Below are 14661 nucleotides of genomic sequence, written 5' to 3'. Positions count from 1 at the left end.
ATATTCCACAAAAAGAAAGCGCGCCAACCTTGGGGTCGGCGCACAATGCTGCATCAATAGGGATCAGATTATGACGGCAACTATTGACAGACGGTAACCACCGCCTGCCAAAGGCATCATAAAACCGGATCAATAGTCGTCATTTTTTTCCGGCGGCACAAGGCCTTCGATACCGGCCAGCAGTTCTTCTTCCGACATCTGGTCGAAAGTAACGGTTTCCGGCTGATCATCGTCTTCGCCATCGGCAGCGGAGGCGGCGAGCGTGACCGGATCGGGCTCGGGCTCGTCCACTTCCACATGCTTCTGCAGCGAATGGATGAGGTCTTCCTTCAGGTCGTCGGGAGACAGGGTCTCGTCGGCGATTTCGCGCAGCGCCACGACAGGGTTCTTGTCGTTGTCGCGGTCAACCGTGATGGAGGACCCTTGAGAAATCTGGCGCGCACGGTGGCTCGCGAGAAGCACCAGCTCGAAACGGTTGTCTACTTTATCAATGCAATCTTCAACTGTGACGCGGGCCATTGCCTGTCCTTTGCGAGTCGTAATGTCGTGGATCAGAGCGCCGTGCTTTCTTTGGGATGCACAAGGGATGCTCTAACCTATTGAATCTGCGCTTCGTGCCTTGCGAAAAACGCTTGGGATTCCTCGCGACGAAGCCTTCCAGCTTCCGATACAGCCATTGGCCGCGGAATTCAAGTTTTTCCTGTCTTTGGCGTCTTTTGGCACCTTATTGCCCTTGTTTGGCGTCTGATGAACAAAATGTCTAGAAGAATTGTCTTGGAATACGGGTGAAGTTACCTTACTTAAAACGCAACGGCGCACCGTAAAATTCGTTGATACCACATGATTTTTTGCATTTGCGACCGGAAATAAAAGCCAGATAATGGCCTTTCCAAAAAAAGGAATGGGATGGAATGTTCGATCCACGGGAGAAAATTGCGCTCTTCATAGACGGAGCCAATCTTTATGCAGCATCGAAAAGCCTGGGGTTCGATATCGACTATCGCAAGCTTCTGAAGGCGTTTCAGAAGCGTGGCTATCTGCTGCGCGCCTATTATTACACCGCGCTTATCGAGGATCAGGAATATTCCTCGATCCGTCCGCTGATCGACTGGCTGGACTATAACGGCTACAAGGTCGTGACGAAGCCGGCGAAGGAATTCACCGACGCGCTCGGCCGCCGCAAGATCAAGGGCAACATGGATATCGAACTCGCAGTCGATGCCATGGAACAGTCCGAGACGGTCGATCACCTGGTTCTGTTCTCGGGCGACGGCGATTTCACCACGCTGGTGGACGCGCTGCAGCGCAAGGGCCGCAAGGTCTCCGTTGTTTCAACCATGGCCACACAGCCCGCCATGATCGCCGACGACCTGCGCCGCCAGGCTGACCACTTCATCGATCTGATGACACTGAAGGCCGAAATCGGGCGCGATCCGAGCGAGCGCCCTGTGCGTCACGCTGAAGGTCCGGAGACGGTCTGATACCGGTTCAGGCACCGCTGACTTTTAAAACGCGTCCGTTGAAAAACGGGCGCGTTTTTGTTTGTGCCGACGGCCGGAGTAAAATTTGCATTTAAACTTAACAAACATCAAATCCGGCCAGTCGAAATTATATCTTGGTTAATTTTAGACGTGTCTAAATCACGCAAAGACACCAGCGACATGAATTGGGGTGTCAGAGCAGGATGACTAGACATGCACGGCCAAGCAAAAACCGACCGACAACTTGATGAACGACTGAATTTTCTGGGGCTTGGCCACGGTGAGCGGCAAAATCTTTCAGATATGAAGGGTGTGATCACCGGTTCACTCGATGCGTCTCTCGATCGTTTTTATACAAAGGTTCGCGCGGTGCCAGAGACCGCGAAGTTTTTCTCCAGCGAGGCCCATATCCACCACGCCAAGAGCATGCAGCTCAAACATTGGTCCAGGATCGCCTCCGGCACGTTCAACGAGGATTACACCAATGCGGTGACCGCCATCGGCCGCACCCATGCAAGGCTGGGGCTGGAGCCGAGATGGTACATCGGCGGTTATGCCCTGATGCTCGACGGCATCGTCAAGGCGGTGATCGAGTCCGAATTGAAAGGCCTTTTCATGGAAAAGAAGGCGAAGAAGGTGAAGGACGCCCTCTCCGCCACCATCAAGGCCGCCCTTCTCGACATGGATTATTCGATCTCCGTCTATCTCGACGTGCTCGCCACCGAACGGCAAAAGGTGGAGGCCGAGCAGGCGCAGATGAAGAAGGAGCAGGATCACGTTCTCGAGCTGCTCAACAACGCTCTCGACCGGCTGGCCAATGGCGATCTCACCTCCAGCATCGCCGAAAAGACCGCGCCGCAATTCGAAGGGCTGATCGCCAATTTCAATGCCGCGGTCGGCAATCTCTCCGGCGCCTTTGCGCAGATCGTCGAAGAGGCCAACAAGATTTCCGGCAACACGCGTGAGCTGACCGCCGCGACCGACGACATGGCCCGCCGCACGGAGCAGCAGGCCGCCGCGCTGGAGGAAACCGCCGCCGCCGTCGAGGAAATCACCACCATTTCCAAACTCTCGGCGCAGCGTTCCGAAGAGGCCAAGGCCATCGTCGAAAGCTCGGCCGTGGAGGCGGCGCGCTCGCGCGATGTGGTGACGGATGCGGTGAAGGCGATGGGCGCGATCGAGGAATCGTCGCAGAAGATCACCCAGATCATTTCCGTCATCGACGAGATTTCATTCCAGACCAATCTTCTGGCGCTGAATGCCGGCGTGGAAGCCGCACGCGCCGGTGAGGCCGGCAAGGGTTTCGCCGTCGTCGCCCAGGAAGTGCGCGAGCTCGCGCAGCGCTCCGCCAACGCCGCCAAGGAAATCAAGACGCTGATTGCCAAGTCTTCCGAGGATGTGACGCAGGGCGTTTCGCTGGTCAACAAGACGGGCGAATCCTTGAATACGATCGGTAACAAGGTCGATCACATCAAGGATCACATTACCTCGCTAACCAAAGCGGCGCAGGAACAGTCGGTCGGCATTCAGGAAATCAGTGCGGCGATCAACAGCATGGACAATCTGACCCAGAAGAACGCGGCGATGGTGGAAGAAACCAATGCGGCCACGCATAATCTGAGCGATGTCAGCGCCAATCTGGCGGCGCTTGTGAGCCGGTTCAGCGTTTCGGCAACGCGGGCGCATGTGGAGCGGACCTATCGGGCTGCTTGAAAGACAACAGAGGCGCATTTCCCTCGTCATTGCGGCCTTGAACCACTGCTGCCCGGTTTAATTTTTTGAACGTCGACGTATCCACTCAACGTCATCCTCGGGCTTGTCCCGAGGATCTAACCAGGTCAACAAAATCAAGGCGTTGCAGATCCTCGGGACAAGCCCGAGGATGACGTATGCGTGAGTGGCGCGCTGGCAGTCCAAATCAAAAAACGCCGCATTTTTTGATGTCCAGTTCAAGCCCAACTCCTTGGGCCGAAGGGACTATGCAGGGAAAAACCGCAGTACCCCTACCCGGCAGAAACTACTGCGAATTACCCTTCAACAGCCGCGACTTCTGTCGGTTCCAGTCGCGTTCCTTCTCGGTCTCGCGCTTGTCATGCAGCTTTTTGCCCTTGGCGAGCGCCAATTCCAGCTTCGCACGACCCTTCTCGTTGAAGTAGACCTTCAGCGGCACCAGCGTCATGCCGTCGCGGTTGATGCCGGCGCGCAGGCGGTTGATCTCTCGCTTGTTCAACAGCAGCTTGCGGCGGCGGCGCGGCTCGTGGTTGAAGCGGTTGGCCTGCAGATATTCCGGCAGGTGGGAATTGATCAGCCAGATTTCATCGCCCTCGTCCGAGGCATAGGATTCGGCGATATTCGCCTTGCCTTCGCGCAGCGACTTGACCTCGGTGCCGGTCAGCACCAGCCCCGCCTCATAGGTATCGATGATTTCATAGTTGAAACGAGCCTTGCGGTTTTCCGCAACGATCTTGTTCACCACGCGCTGGCTGCCTTTGGGGGCCATGATATTTCAATCCCTTGTTTTTCTTATTGCACCTTCGGCCTTGCCGCCGAAAGCGGTTTTCGAACATCTATTTAATGTTGTCGCCGCAAAAAGAAAAGGCGCGCGGGAGGGCTTCTGTTATGAAGCGGTCCATGGCGCGCCTTTCAAGCTTTTCAGGCGTATCTCAGTTCATCAGGCCGGCATGCTTCAGCGCCGCATCGATCGCCGCTTCCGTTGCCGGTTCCAGCGTGCTCATCAAGGGCGAACGGACCCGGCGATTGCCGCCGCGTGTCTTCGACAGCGCATATTTGGTGCCGCAGACGCCGGGCTCCATGAAGATCGCCCTGTGCAGCGGCATCAGGCGGTCCTGATACTCAAGCGCCTTGGCGTAATCACCGGCAAGCATTGCCGCCTGAAACTCGGAACAAAGGCGCGGCGCGACATTGGCGGTGACCGAAATGCAGCCGACGCCGCCATGGGCGTTAAAGCCGAGCGCCGTGCCATCCTCGCCCGACAGCTGGACAAAATCCTTGCCGCAGGAAATGCGCTGTTCGGAAACCCGATCGAGTTTGCCGGTCGCATCCTTGACGCCGATGATATTCTTATGCGCTTTGACCAGCGCACCCATGGTTTCCGGCGACATGTCCACCACCGAGCGCGGCGGGATATTGTAGATGACGATCGGCAGTTTCACCGCTTCGGCGACAGCGGAAAAATGCGCGAACAGGCCCTTCTGCGTCGGCTTGTTGTAATAGGGAGTGACGACCAGCAGGGCATCCGCACCGGCCTCCTGCGCGTGCAGCGCAAGCTCGATTGCTTCATCGGTATTGTTGGAGCCAGCACCCGCAATGACCGGAACCCGTTTCGCCGCAACCTCGATGCACAGCTCAACGACCCGTTTGTGCTCATCGTGAGAGAGCGTCGGGGATTCCCCCGTCGTGCCCACGGGCACAAGGCCGTTGCTGCCTTCGGCGATCTGCCATTCCACATGGGCGGCAAAGGCCTTTTCGTCCACGGAACCATTGTCCGTGAACGGGGTAATGAGGGCGGGAATTGATCCCTTGAACATGCAAAGCTCCTGGCGCCGAGCGGTTCATGCTTCGGCCGCATTCGATGGTTAAAACCGGCACACATTAGAGCCAGCCCTTGGCGCCGACAAGCGCAAAGGCAGCGTATTTTGTCCGAAATTGTCGGAAGTGTGACAGTCTCCGGGCCGGGATCGGCGAGCGCAAAAAGCTGACGCCAAAAAGCGACGTCGCTCGCGGGCCAGTGAATAAAAGTTGATCGAATTGCAGGGCGGAAATTAAGATTTCATTAAGCCTGAAATCCCAAGATTCCGGTGCGGGACTGAAAACCTTCTCGGCAATCCCGCTGCAATGAAGCGATATTACAAGAAAGTCGACAAATCCGTACACGATGAAGAGCGGCATGAAAAAGACAGTCTGGGGATTAATGGCGGCGGGGCTTGCCGCAACCGTTTGGAACGCACTGGCCGGACCACTGCCGGAAGGTGCGGCCCCCCTACCCTATGTCAAGCCAAACGCGCCAGCCGTTCCCGCTTTCATGCCCGCCTCGCCCGAAATCACCGGCGCCATACCGCGCCTCAACCGTCCTGATGATACCAGCCAGTTGAAGGCCGGCCTCGACGCGCTTTCCAGCCGCGATGCGGCCAGGGCAATCGCGCTGCGCAACACCATGCCGAGCGGCAGCCTCGACCGGCATATTCTCTCTTGGGCGATTGCTGTCTCCGGCCAGAAGGACGTGCCATCAGCCGAGATCGCCACCGCCCAGCGCGAACTGGCCGGCTGGCCCGGTGCCGCCACCCTGCGGGCGAATTCCGAAAAGGCGCTTTACCGGGAAGATCCGCCGGCCGCTCAGGTGCTTTCAGCCTTCGGCAGCAGCCGGCCGGAAACGGCAGAAGGCACGGTCGTGCTTGGCAAGGCGCTCGCCTCCTCCGGTAAGACAGACGAATCGCAACGTCTCATTCGCCAGCTCTGGGTCAGCGAAGGCATGGACAAGGACATGGAAGACCGTGTGCTTGCCGAATTCCCTGCCTATCTGACGCCGGCCGATCACAAGGCACGCATGGATTATCTGATGTATCGCAGCCGCATCGGCCAGGCGAAGCGTTTCGGCGATCTCGGCAAGGCGCAGTCGCTTTATAATGCCTGGGCGGCGGTGCTGCAGCGATCCGCCAATGCCACAGCGTTGCTGGGCAAGGTCGACGCCTCCTGGCGCAACGATCCGACCTATCTCTTCGCGCGCATCGAGAACCTGCGCAACCAGCAGAAATATCCCGAAGCCGCCGTCCTTCTGCGGCAGGCGCCGAAGGAAACGGCCAAGCTCGTCAATCCCGGCGAATGGTGGAATGAGCGCCGCATCATCGCGCGTGGTGTTGCCGATCTCGGCGATTTTGCCGAGGCCTATCGCATCGTCGCCAATCATTCGGCCACCTCGTCCGTCGATATTGCCGATGCGGAGTTCCATGCCGGCTGGTATGCGCTGAGGGCGCTGCGTGATCCGACAACGGCGGCACGCCACTTCAATACGCTGCTGCAGACCTCGAACCGGCCGCTTTCGGCCTCGCGCGCCTATTATTGGCTTGGACGGACGGCGGAAGCCGGCGGGGCGGGCAATGCCCGTGATTTCTTCGCCAAGGCAGCCGCCCATCCCGGCACATTCTATGGCCAGCTGGCCGCCGCGCGAATCGGCACGAAGACCCTGAACGTCAGCTACCCCAACCCCAGCAACGGCGACCGGGAACGTTTTGCCGGCCGCGAGGCCGTGCGCGCCATCGACCGGCTGGAGGCAGCGGGTTACGGCTGGCGTGCCGACAGTCTTTACCGGTCGCTTGCCGAACAGCTCGACAGCCCCGGCGAGCTAGCCATTCTGGCAGCGCGGGCGGAAGGCAACGGCAATCATCAGGTTTCACTGCAGATCGGCAAGACGGCTTTCAGCCGCGGCATCGATGCGGCAGCTCTCGCCTATCCGCTCGGCGTCATTCCGGCCAGCGCCAATATTGCCGGCTCCGGCAAGGCGCTCGCCTATGCCATCGCCCGGCAGGAAAGCGCCTTCAACCCGGCCGCCGTCTCCGCCGCCAATGCCCGTGGCCTGCTGCAATTGCTGCCTGGAACCGCCAAGGGCGTGGCCGGGCGCCATGGCCTGCCCTACACGCAGGCGATGCTGACCAGCGATGCCGGCTACAACGCCACGCTCGGCGCCCACTATCTCGGTGAACAGATCGACAGCTTCGGCGGTTCCTACATCCTCACCTTCGTCGCCTATAATGCGGGGCCGAAGCGCGTGCCGGAATGGATCTCCCGTTATGGCGACCCGCGCGGCAAGCCCATCGACGAGGTGGTCGACTGGATCGAGCGCATCCCCTTCCCCGAGACGCGCAATTATGTGCAGCGGGTGATGGAGAATTATCAGGTCTATAAGACCAGGCTCGGGCAACAGGCCGATATCGTCGATGACCTGCGCCATGGACGTGCGGGGTAAAAGTCGGCTCCATCGTCATCAGAGCATTCAGGCACGGGCTAGCCCGTGCTTTTTTGTTTCAACAGTCAGACGACACGTCGCATTGCCTCTGGGCCCCCAAATGAAAAAACCCCGGCATCTCTGCCGGGGTTTCCTTCACTGACTGCGTCAGATCAGATTAAAAGTCGCGCTGAAGGCGGACGAAACCGGTGACCTGATCGTCCTGACCGTCTTCGTCGTAGTAGTTTGCAGTGATCTTGGTGCTCAGACCATCGGTGATCTTGTAGTCGATCGTTGCGCCGGCGGTCCATGCGTCGCGATTAGACCAGTCGTTCGAAACGATTGCCGTTGCACCGGTGTTCACGACAGTGATCTTGTCGCCAACATTGCCGAGATACTGCACTGCCGGGGTGATCGTCAGGCGGTCGGTTGCCTTGATCGCGTATTCAGCAGCAACCGTCCATTCGGACAGAGCGTAGTAAGCGTTGGGGCCAGATGCCCAAACACCAGCAAGTCCAAGGGTGCCAGGTCCGATATCCGCGAATACCATTGCGCGGATAGCGCCTTCTTCCTGATCAACGTCGTAAGAACCGATCAGCTGAAGAGTAGCAGCGCCGAACTTTCCGCCAACGCCAGCCGTGATGCCGACATTGTTATCAGGCTCCTGGGACAGCGGGAACAGACCGGTAACCGGGTCAGCTGCACCAGTGATGGTTGCGAACTGGCTGCCGGTGCCCTCAAGTTCGTCAACCGAGATACCAGCCCAGAACGAACCGGTGTCGTAGGTATAACGGATGGAGTTGAAGAGCGTATTGGACGAAAGAAGATCGGTCTCGCCAGAGAGATCGTCATCCCACCAGCTGTAGAACTTGCCGACGCGCAGGCCACCAAGTTCGATGAATGCCTGACGAGCTTCAAGACCAGAAGAGCTGGACTGACCGTTGCCTGCATCAGCACGGAATTCGATGAAACCACGCAGGGCGCCGAGTTCGGTATCGGTGCGGGTGTCAACGTTGAACTGAGCGCGGGTAAACGAATTCCAGTCCGACGTGCCGGACTGATCGCGGCCGAAGTTGGTCTGGAAACGAACGTAACCGCTGAACTTCAGGCAGGTTTCGGTGCCAGGAATGTAGAAGAAGCCGGTGCCGAAAGCGTCGCAGACGCGAACATATTCCAGGGGCTCGGGCTCGGCAGCGACGATGGCGTCGGCAGCGTGAGCGCCGGATACTGCTGCGAGAGCTGCAGCGGAGCCGATAAGAAGGCTCTTGATGTTCATGGTTGACCTCCAGTCAAACGCTTAATCTTCTAAGCAGCGGGTGGGAAAGCACTCAGAAATGCGTGCCGCTTATGAACCTGATTAGAGCTAAAACTGCGCAGGTCGGCAATCTCAATCATGACAAAAGGAAGACAGTAAGGTGTCCTTAGTTTTTCATTGTTGCGAAATAGCTACAATTCTAACGGCTGAGCACATTCATTAACAAAAGGTTAATTTCTTATTTGTTTCAGTAGCTTAGTAAATCTACCGCATCTCCGCCCGGAGGAAGAGGCGTCTTGGAAACTCGTCCAAAATTTGGCGCGCCTTATTCAAGATTGAGAATATGACCGTCCTTATTGCCTCTTTTCAGCTGATTCCTCTGCGTCCGGCGATCCATACGAATCAGAAATCGGCGGAAACCGTGAATAGCTTTTTTGATGCGAGATTCGAGTTATTGCGCGATTGTCAGAAATAGAAAAACCCCGGCATTTCTGCCGGGGCTTCCATCACTGACGATGTCAGATCAGATTAGAACGAGCGCTGAAGGCGAACGAAGCCCTTCCACTGCTCATCACGATTGTCTTCGTCGTAGTAGTTAACTGCGACCTTCGTGGAGAGACCAGAAGTGATCTTGTAGTCGATCGTTACGCCAGCCTGCCATGCGTCACGGTTAGACCAGTCGTTGGTGATGATTGCAGACGCACCAGTCGGAACGCCAGCAGCGTTGGTCAGAGCAATGCGGTCAGCAACGTTGCCGAAGTACTGACCACCGGGGGTGATCGTCAGCTTGTCAGTTGCCTTGATTGCGTATTCAGCAGCAACTGCCCACTCGGATTCAGCGTAGTAAGCGTTTGCGCCGGAAGCCCAAACACCAGCAAGACCGAGAGTGCCCGGACCGAGGTCGGCCGTTGCGATCAGGCGGATTGCGCCTTCTTCCTGGTCGATGTCGTAGCCGCCGATGAGCTGCAGGGAAGCAGCGCCGAGCTTGGCGCCGAGGCCGAGAGCGATACCAACGTTGTTGTCAAGTTCCTGCGAAAGCGGGAAGAGGCCAAGACCATTTGCCGGACCGGTGATGGTTGCGAACTGGCTGCCCGTGCCTTCGAGTTCATCAACCGAAACGCCTGCCCAGAAGGAACCAGCGTCATAGGTGTAACGGATCGAGTTGAACAGAGCGTTCGTGGAAAGAACGTCAGACTCGCCAGAGAGGCCATCGTCCCACCAGCTGTAGAACTTACCGACCTTCAGGCCGCCGAGTTCGATGAAGGCCTGGTCAACAAAAACGCTCGAAGACGAGGACGAGCCGTTGTCAGCATTGCCACGCAGACCGATGAAGCCACGCAGAGCGCCGAGCTCGGTGTCGGTGCGGGTGTCAACTTCGAACTGAGCGCGGGTGAACGAGTCCCAGTCAGAAACGCCAGACTTGTCACGACCGAAGTCGGTCTGGAAACGAACGTAACCGCCGAACTTCAGGCAGGTTTCGGTGCCGGGGATGTAGAAGAAGCCAGTGCCGAAAGCGTCGCAAACGCGAACGTATTCCAGGGGCTCAGGCTCAGCAGCGACGATAGCGTCGGCAGCGTGAGCGCCGGATACTGCTGCGAGAGCCGCAGCGGAGCCGATAAGAAGGCTCTTGATGTTCATGGTTGACCTCCAGTCAAAGTTTTTAAGTGGGTCTGGGTACTTTCGCTGAAGGACAGCATTCCCTGCCCCATTCCCGTGTTCTTAGAAGCCAAACGATCCACCGCCTCGCTTCTGGTGGTGAAAATACAAAAGGTTTCGCCGCTTGCAATCACCAACATCCGATAAAGCGCATTTACGTATATGCTTCATTTCGGTTTGTTGCGGAAACAACACACACTGAGCATCCAGCCTATGACTGCTTTTACAAAGCGTTAAGATTTTTGTTGAAAATCCGTTAGTTAGCGAAGTTAACAAGGTCTTTCTAAACTATCGGACTTTCCAGCCATTCCTTGCTCTCCAGGAGCGCGACAGCGGGATTTATTACGTGGATTGATTTGGAATCAAAGTTGCACCTGAAATGCACAGAGAGGCAAAAGCGGGAAAGACCGCTTGCCCGGGGCTGATTCACCAAGCAGCGATTCGACGGGAGGATAGATATTCGGCGTAACTGGATGATGTGCCTCGGGCACATGCCGCATGCTACCGACGACGCCACTTCCTGTTGGGTGCAGCCGCGTCGGTGCCTGCCTGTATACGAACCGCGACCATAGCCGGACTTGAGAACAGGTCCGGCGCCGGTTTAGGGCTCAGCTGCCGTCCAGAGCCACATCGAGTGAACGCCGATCGATTCGCTCCTGCAACGCAACCACGACGGCCAGCAGGAATTCCCGGCGTCGGGGCGCGGTGGTTTTCTCCAAAGTCGTCGTCAGCCGTGCGTGAATCTTCTCCATAAACCCCACATGGTCAAAGCGATGGGCGGATATGTTGATTTCAACCTCGTCCATATAGTGTGCGAGGTGTGGACCCAGTTCCAGATTCGCGTCCGTCTGATAGTGAGAAGCCATCTGCTCAGCAAGCGTGGCCATCTGCGCGTAAGGGCCGTATTCGTCGGTCATCAAATCTCCTTCGTGCGGGCGAAGATTTAGATAGGCGATCTTTTTCCGAGAACGAGATGCCTTGAAGGCTCATCCGCATAAAAGATCGGCTCGAATCTCTAAAATATCCGTGATCAATCCATAGCCTGTCGATTCGTTCTTCACCGCGAGTGCTGACGAACGCCGACAATTGCTGAAGGTCGCAAGGGAGGAAATCGGTTGCCAGCTGCCTGGCCCGCCGTCACATTACGTTCGGCCTGCAGCCAGGGAGAAATGCCGAAGCGATTATTAGTTTTGAAAGAAACTGATGGCGGAGAGGATGGGATTCGAACCCACGATACGCTTTTGACGTATACTCCCTTAGCAGGGGAGCGCCTTCGACCACTCGGCCACCTCTCCGGTGCGGCCTGATTATTGCTTAAAAAAAATGAATGCAAGGCTTTTTCGCCAAGAACCCGAAAAACCTGTTGGGCAAATAGGGCTCCGTGAAACTTTGCAGGCAATTCGGGAACTTCTTGCAGGCCGACACGTTCTGGCTTCGGTAACAGAAGAGGTGTTCTAATGGCTCAGACCAAACTGAATGTTGTCGAAGACACGATCGAAAACCAGATTGCCGAGTTGCGCTCGCAAATCTCGTCGCTTTCGAAATCCGTTTCCGCCCGCGCCGAAGGTGTGAGCGAAGATGCGTCCGAATTTCTGGACGAGGCACGCGGCCGGGTTCGCAAGGCTGCCCATAATGTTCGCGCCCAGGGCCAGAACGTTGTGGAAGCCGTGAAGGAAAATCCGGGTACGGCAACCTCGCTGCTGACGATCGTCGGCGCACTCGGTTTTGCGATCGGTTATGTGGTGGGCACGAGCACACAGCAGAGCTCGTCCAACAGCAGCCTGTATCGCTGGCGCTGATCGCCGTATAAATTGAAGTTCAGGCAAGGCGGGTCTCACCTGCCTTGCCTTTACCTATTGGGATAAAGCGCAGGAAAATGGGGGCGAATATGCGGTTCAGCGACGATCTTGAAGCAGCCTTGTCGGATTTCGCGAGGGATCATGCCATACACAGGGATGAAGCCGTGCAGCGCATCATTCGCGCCGCTCTGATCAACGGCGGCTATCTCGCTTCCGGCGAAGAAGGCATTCCGCCGGAAAAGCTGAACGCCAGCAACGACGACTGATCAATAGCCCGATCTGGATGGTTGAGGTGCCGATCCGCCCTTGTAACGGGCGGAGAGCGCGCGAAGCGTATTGGCGAATTCCGTCACATCGGCACCAACAGCCACGAAGGATGCGCCAAGCTCCAGATAACGGCGATTATAGGCCTCGTTGAAGGTCAGAATGCCGGCAGCCTTGCCCGCCGCGACGATCTTCACGATCGCTGCTTCGATCACGGCCTGCACTTCCGGCTCGTCGATCCGGCCGAGATAACCCATGTCGGCGGCGAGATCGGCCGGGCCGATGAAGACGCCGTCCACACCTTCTACCGCAAGAATATTGTCGAGATCGTTGATCGCCGCCCGCGTTTCGGCCTGCACCAGCAGGCAGACGCCATCCGAGGCGCTGTCGGCATAATCGGCTATCGTGTTGAAGGCGGAGGCACGGGCCACCGCCGCGCCCATGCCGCGAATGCCACGCGGCGGATAATGCATGGCACTGACCAGATCACTCGCCTGCTCCGCCGAATCAACCATTGGCACGAGGAGCGTGCGTGCGCCGGCATCCAGCAACTGCTTGATCATCCAGCTTTCACCAACGGGCACGCGCACGACAGGCTCGGCGGGTGATGTGGCAAGCGCCCGCAGCTGATCGATGATGCTGCGCAGATCATTCGGCCCATGCTCCCCGTCGATCACCAGCCAGTCGAAACCCGCTGTACCGGCGATTTCCGCCGTGATGGCCTCGCCCATATCGAGCCAGAGGCCAATCTGCGGCTTGCCCGCATGGATGGCGGTTTTGAAACGGTTTTCGGGAGCGGGCATGATATCCTCAGGAAAGCAATAATTTCAGATCGGCGGCAGCGTCCGCCAGGATGGCGCGATCCGGCTCTGCACCGATATCGAGCAGTTTCTTGCCGGCGACATAGGCCTTGGCATCATTGACGGCATCGACGGCCACGAATCGACCGTCGCGGAAATACCAGACAGACCAGCTGCCTTCGCGCGCACCGGGCCTCAGCATCGTTTCGTCGTAACCGAGATTGAAGCCGGCAATCTGCAGCTTCACCTCATATTGATCCGACCAGAACCAGGGTTTCGCCTCATAGGCGGCTTCGGTGCCGGCCAGCACCTCAGCGGCGGCCTCAGCCTGATCAACGGCGTTCTGTACCGATTCGAGACGAACATGCTGACCACGCCACGGCAACATGTTGCAATCGCCGACCGCATGAATATCTGCATCCGATGTGCGGGTAAGAGCGTCAACGACAATGCCGTTGCCGACATCAAGGCCCGATTCGCGGGCAAGCCGGTCGTTCGGAGTCACGCCGATGCCGACGATGACAAAATCGACATCGAGCATCGAACCGTCGGAAAGTTCGGCAGCGGCCACCCGGCCATCCATGCCGACAAGGCGCACGAGCCCGGTTTTTTCGCGGATAGAGACGCCATGGGCCTGATGGATGCCGCGCATGATATCGGCGGTTTCCTTCGCTGCCACGCGCTGGAGAATACGGTCGGCCATCTCGATCAGCGTCACTTCAAGGCCGAGCTTGCGGGCAACCGCCGCCGCTTCGAGGCCGATATAACCGCCGCCGATCACCAGCAGCCTGCGCCCCGGCTTCATCTCCTCCACCAGCCGGTCGGCATCGCGCTTGTCGCGAACCGTCAATACGCCTTCGAGATCGCCGCCAATGCTGGCGGGCAGCAGACGGGGTGCCGCACCCGTCGCCAGCGCCAGCTTGTCATAGGAAAGTGTGCTGCCGTCCTGCATGCGCACGGTTTTCGCCGCGCGGTCAATCTCCTCCACCCAGGTAGAGAGCCGGATATCGACGTTGTTTTCCGCGTACCATTCCTCGGGGCGGAACATCAGCCGGTCAAAGCTCATCTCGCCGAGAAGGTATTTTTTGGAGAGCGGCGGCCGCTGGTAGGGATAGGCATCCTCGGAGCCGATGATGGTGATGGGACGCTCGTCCTTCAGCGCCCGAAGCTTCGACGCCAGCGCGAAAGCGGCCTGCCCTGCCCCGACGATTACCAGCCTTCCCGTCACAGTCCACTCCCAGAAGAATCACGAAGCGCCGATAGTGCCGCACCTCGCGAAGTCATATTGCAGGATCAGGCGTAACGCCAAGTACGGCCCCAGTCAACCGCGCAGCGACACCAGCCCTGTGCAAGCGTGACACATTATCAGCATAGCCTGCGGCTTCGCTGCAACCGGATGGGGCATAGCGCATTTTCATGAGTGGAAACATCGGCTTCCCCAGTGAAA

13 protein-coding genes and 1 tRNA gene are annotated in these 14661 nt (G+C 57.8%); 5 read left to right on the top strand and 9 right to left on the bottom strand.

Annotated features, from left to right (window positions below):
• Nucleotides 1–129: 129 nt before the first annotated feature.
• Nucleotides 130–519, bottom strand: a complete 390-nt coding sequence (rpoZ, locus tag ATU_RS05100; RefSeq protein ID WP_006311530.1) for a DNA-directed RNA polymerase subunit omega — start codon at nt 517–519, stop codon at nt 130–132.
• A 392-nt stretch (nt 520–911) separates the two neighbouring features.
• Between rpoZ and ATU_RS05095 the strand changes: the two genes are divergently transcribed.
• Nucleotides 912–1481 (top strand): LabA-like NYN domain-containing protein, encoded by a 570-nt coding sequence (locus ATU_RS05095; protein ID WP_006311529.1) that lies wholly within the window; start codon nt 912–914, stop codon nt 1479–1481.
• A 213-nt stretch (nt 1482–1694) separates the two neighbouring features.
• Nucleotides 1695–3194 (top strand): globin-coupled sensor protein, encoded by a 1500-nt coding sequence (locus ATU_RS05090; RefSeq protein WP_010971342.1) that lies wholly within the window; start codon nt 1695–1697, stop codon nt 3192–3194.
• Between the two features lie 304 nt (nt 3195–3498).
• Here ATU_RS05090 and smpB read toward each other — a convergent pair whose 3' ends face one another.
• A complete protein-coding gene (gene smpB, locus ATU_RS05085) occupies nt 3499–3981 on the bottom strand; it encodes an SsrA-binding protein SmpB (protein WP_010971340.1) in 483 nt (160 codons plus the stop codon).
• Nucleotides 3982–4144: 163 nt separating this feature from the next.
• Entirely contained in the window at nt 4145–5029 is an 885-nt protein-coding gene (gene dapA, locus ATU_RS05080; protein ID WP_006311526.1) for a 4-hydroxy-tetrahydrodipicolinate synthase, read from the bottom strand.
• A gap of 359 nt (nt 5030–5388) precedes the next feature.
• Between dapA and ATU_RS05070 the strand changes: the two genes are divergently transcribed.
• A complete protein-coding gene (locus ATU_RS05070; protein ID WP_035256461.1) occupies nt 5389–7461 on the top strand; it encodes a lytic transglycosylase domain-containing protein in 2073 nt (690 codons plus the stop codon).
• A gap of 157 nt (nt 7462–7618) precedes the next feature.
• Here ATU_RS05070 and ATU_RS05065 read toward each other — a convergent pair whose 3' ends face one another.
• From ATU_RS05065 to ATU_RS05050, 4 genes are all read right to left on the bottom strand, one after another.
• Nucleotides 7619–8716 carry a porin gene (locus ATU_RS05065; RefSeq protein WP_010971338.1) on the bottom strand — a complete coding sequence of 366 codons (1098 nt, stop codon included), beginning with the start codon at nt 8714–8716 and terminating at the stop codon, nt 7619–7621.
• Nucleotides 8717–9223: 507 nt separating this feature from the next.
• On the bottom strand, nt 9224–10333 hold the full coding sequence (locus ATU_RS05060; RefSeq protein ID WP_010971337.1) for a porin: 1110 nt from the start codon (nt 10331–10333) through the stop codon (nt 9224–9226).
• A 626-nt stretch (nt 10334–10959) separates the two neighbouring features.
• Nucleotides 10960–11268, bottom strand: coding sequence for a hypothetical protein (locus ATU_RS05055; protein ID WP_010971335.1), 309 nt, complete (start codon nt 11266–11268; stop codon nt 10960–10962).
• A 287-nt stretch (nt 11269–11555) separates the two neighbouring features.
• A tRNA-Ser gene (locus ATU_RS05050) sits at nt 11556–11646 on the bottom strand.
• A 162-nt stretch (nt 11647–11808) separates the two neighbouring features.
• On the opposite strand from ATU_RS05050, the gene ATU_RS05045 reads away from it, so the two are divergent.
• Together ATU_RS05045 and ATU_RS26525 are read left to right on the top strand one after the other, a co-directional pair.
• On the top strand, nt 11809–12150 hold the full coding sequence (locus tag ATU_RS05045; RefSeq protein ID WP_010972649.1) for a hypothetical protein: 342 nt from the start codon (nt 11809–11811) through the stop codon (nt 12148–12150).
• 89 nt (nt 12151–12239) lie between these two features.
• Complete coding sequence (locus ATU_RS26525) at nt 12240–12416, top strand: hypothetical protein (RefSeq protein WP_162854807.1); 177 nt, start codon at nt 12240–12242, stop codon at nt 12414–12416.
• Here ATU_RS26525 and ATU_RS05040 read toward each other — a convergent pair whose 3' ends face one another.
• Together ATU_RS05040 and ATU_RS05035 are read right to left on the bottom strand one after the other, a co-directional pair.
• Nucleotides 12417–13217 carry an aldolase/citrate lyase family protein gene (locus ATU_RS05040; protein WP_010971334.1) on the bottom strand — a complete coding sequence of 267 codons (801 nt, stop codon included), beginning with the start codon at nt 13215–13217 and terminating at the stop codon, nt 12417–12419.
• A 7-nt stretch (nt 13218–13224) separates the two neighbouring features.
• Nucleotides 13225–14442 (bottom strand): NAD(P)/FAD-dependent oxidoreductase, encoded by a 1218-nt coding sequence (locus tag ATU_RS05035; protein ID WP_010971333.1) that lies wholly within the window; start codon nt 14440–14442, stop codon nt 13225–13227.
• Between the last annotated feature and the right edge of the window lie 219 nt (nt 14443–14661).

Source organism: Agrobacterium fabrum str. C58 (assembly GCF_000092025.1).
Classification (GTDB): Bacteria; Pseudomonadota; Alphaproteobacteria; order Rhizobiales; family Rhizobiaceae; genus Agrobacterium; species Agrobacterium fabrum.
Note: the sequence above shows the minus strand (reverse complement) of the source record. Positions and strands in the feature narration are given on the sequence as shown.

What these genes read in the sequence shown, in the direction of transcription:
- rpoZ (WP_006311530.1), bottom strand. Translation starts at nt 519, where the DNA reads ATGGCCCGCGTCACAGTTGAAGATTGCATTGATAAAGTAGACAACCGT.
- ATU_RS05095 (WP_006311529.1), top strand. Translation starts at nt 912, where the DNA reads ATGTTCGATCCACGGGAGAAAATTGCGCTCTTCATAGACGGAGCCAAT.
- ATU_RS05090 (WP_010971342.1), top strand. Translation starts at nt 1,695, where the DNA reads ATGCACGGCCAAGCAAAAACCGACCGACAACTTGATGAACGACTGAAT.
- smpB (WP_010971340.1), bottom strand. Translation starts at nt 3,981, where the DNA reads ATGGCCCCCAAAGGCAGCCAGCGCGTGGTGAACAAGATCGTTGCGGAA.
- dapA (WP_006311526.1), bottom strand. Translation starts at nt 5,029, where the DNA reads ATGTTCAAGGGATCAATTCCCGCCCTCATTACCCCGTTCACGGACAAT.
- ATU_RS05070 (WP_035256461.1), top strand. Translation starts at nt 5,389, where the DNA reads ATGAAAAAGACAGTCTGGGGATTAATGGCGGCGGGGCTTGCCGCAACC.
- ATU_RS05065 (WP_010971338.1), bottom strand. Translation starts at nt 8,716, where the DNA reads ATGAACATCAAGAGCCTTCTTATCGGCTCCGCTGCAGCTCTCGCAGCA.
- ATU_RS05060 (WP_010971337.1), bottom strand. Translation starts at nt 10,333, where the DNA reads ATGAACATCAAGAGCCTTCTTATCGGCTCCGCTGCGGCTCTCGCAGCA.
- ATU_RS05055 (WP_010971335.1), bottom strand. Translation starts at nt 11,268, where the DNA reads ATGACCGACGAATACGGCCCTTACGCGCAGATGGCCACGCTTGCTGAG.
- ATU_RS05045 (WP_010972649.1), top strand. Translation starts at nt 11,809, where the DNA reads ATGGCTCAGACCAAACTGAATGTTGTCGAAGACACGATCGAAAACCAG.
- ATU_RS26525 (WP_162854807.1), top strand. Translation starts at nt 12,240, where the DNA reads ATGCGGTTCAGCGACGATCTTGAAGCAGCCTTGTCGGATTTCGCGAGG.
- ATU_RS05040 (WP_010971334.1), bottom strand. Translation starts at nt 13,217, where the DNA reads ATGCCCGCTCCCGAAAACCGTTTCAAAACCGCCATCCATGCGGGCAAG.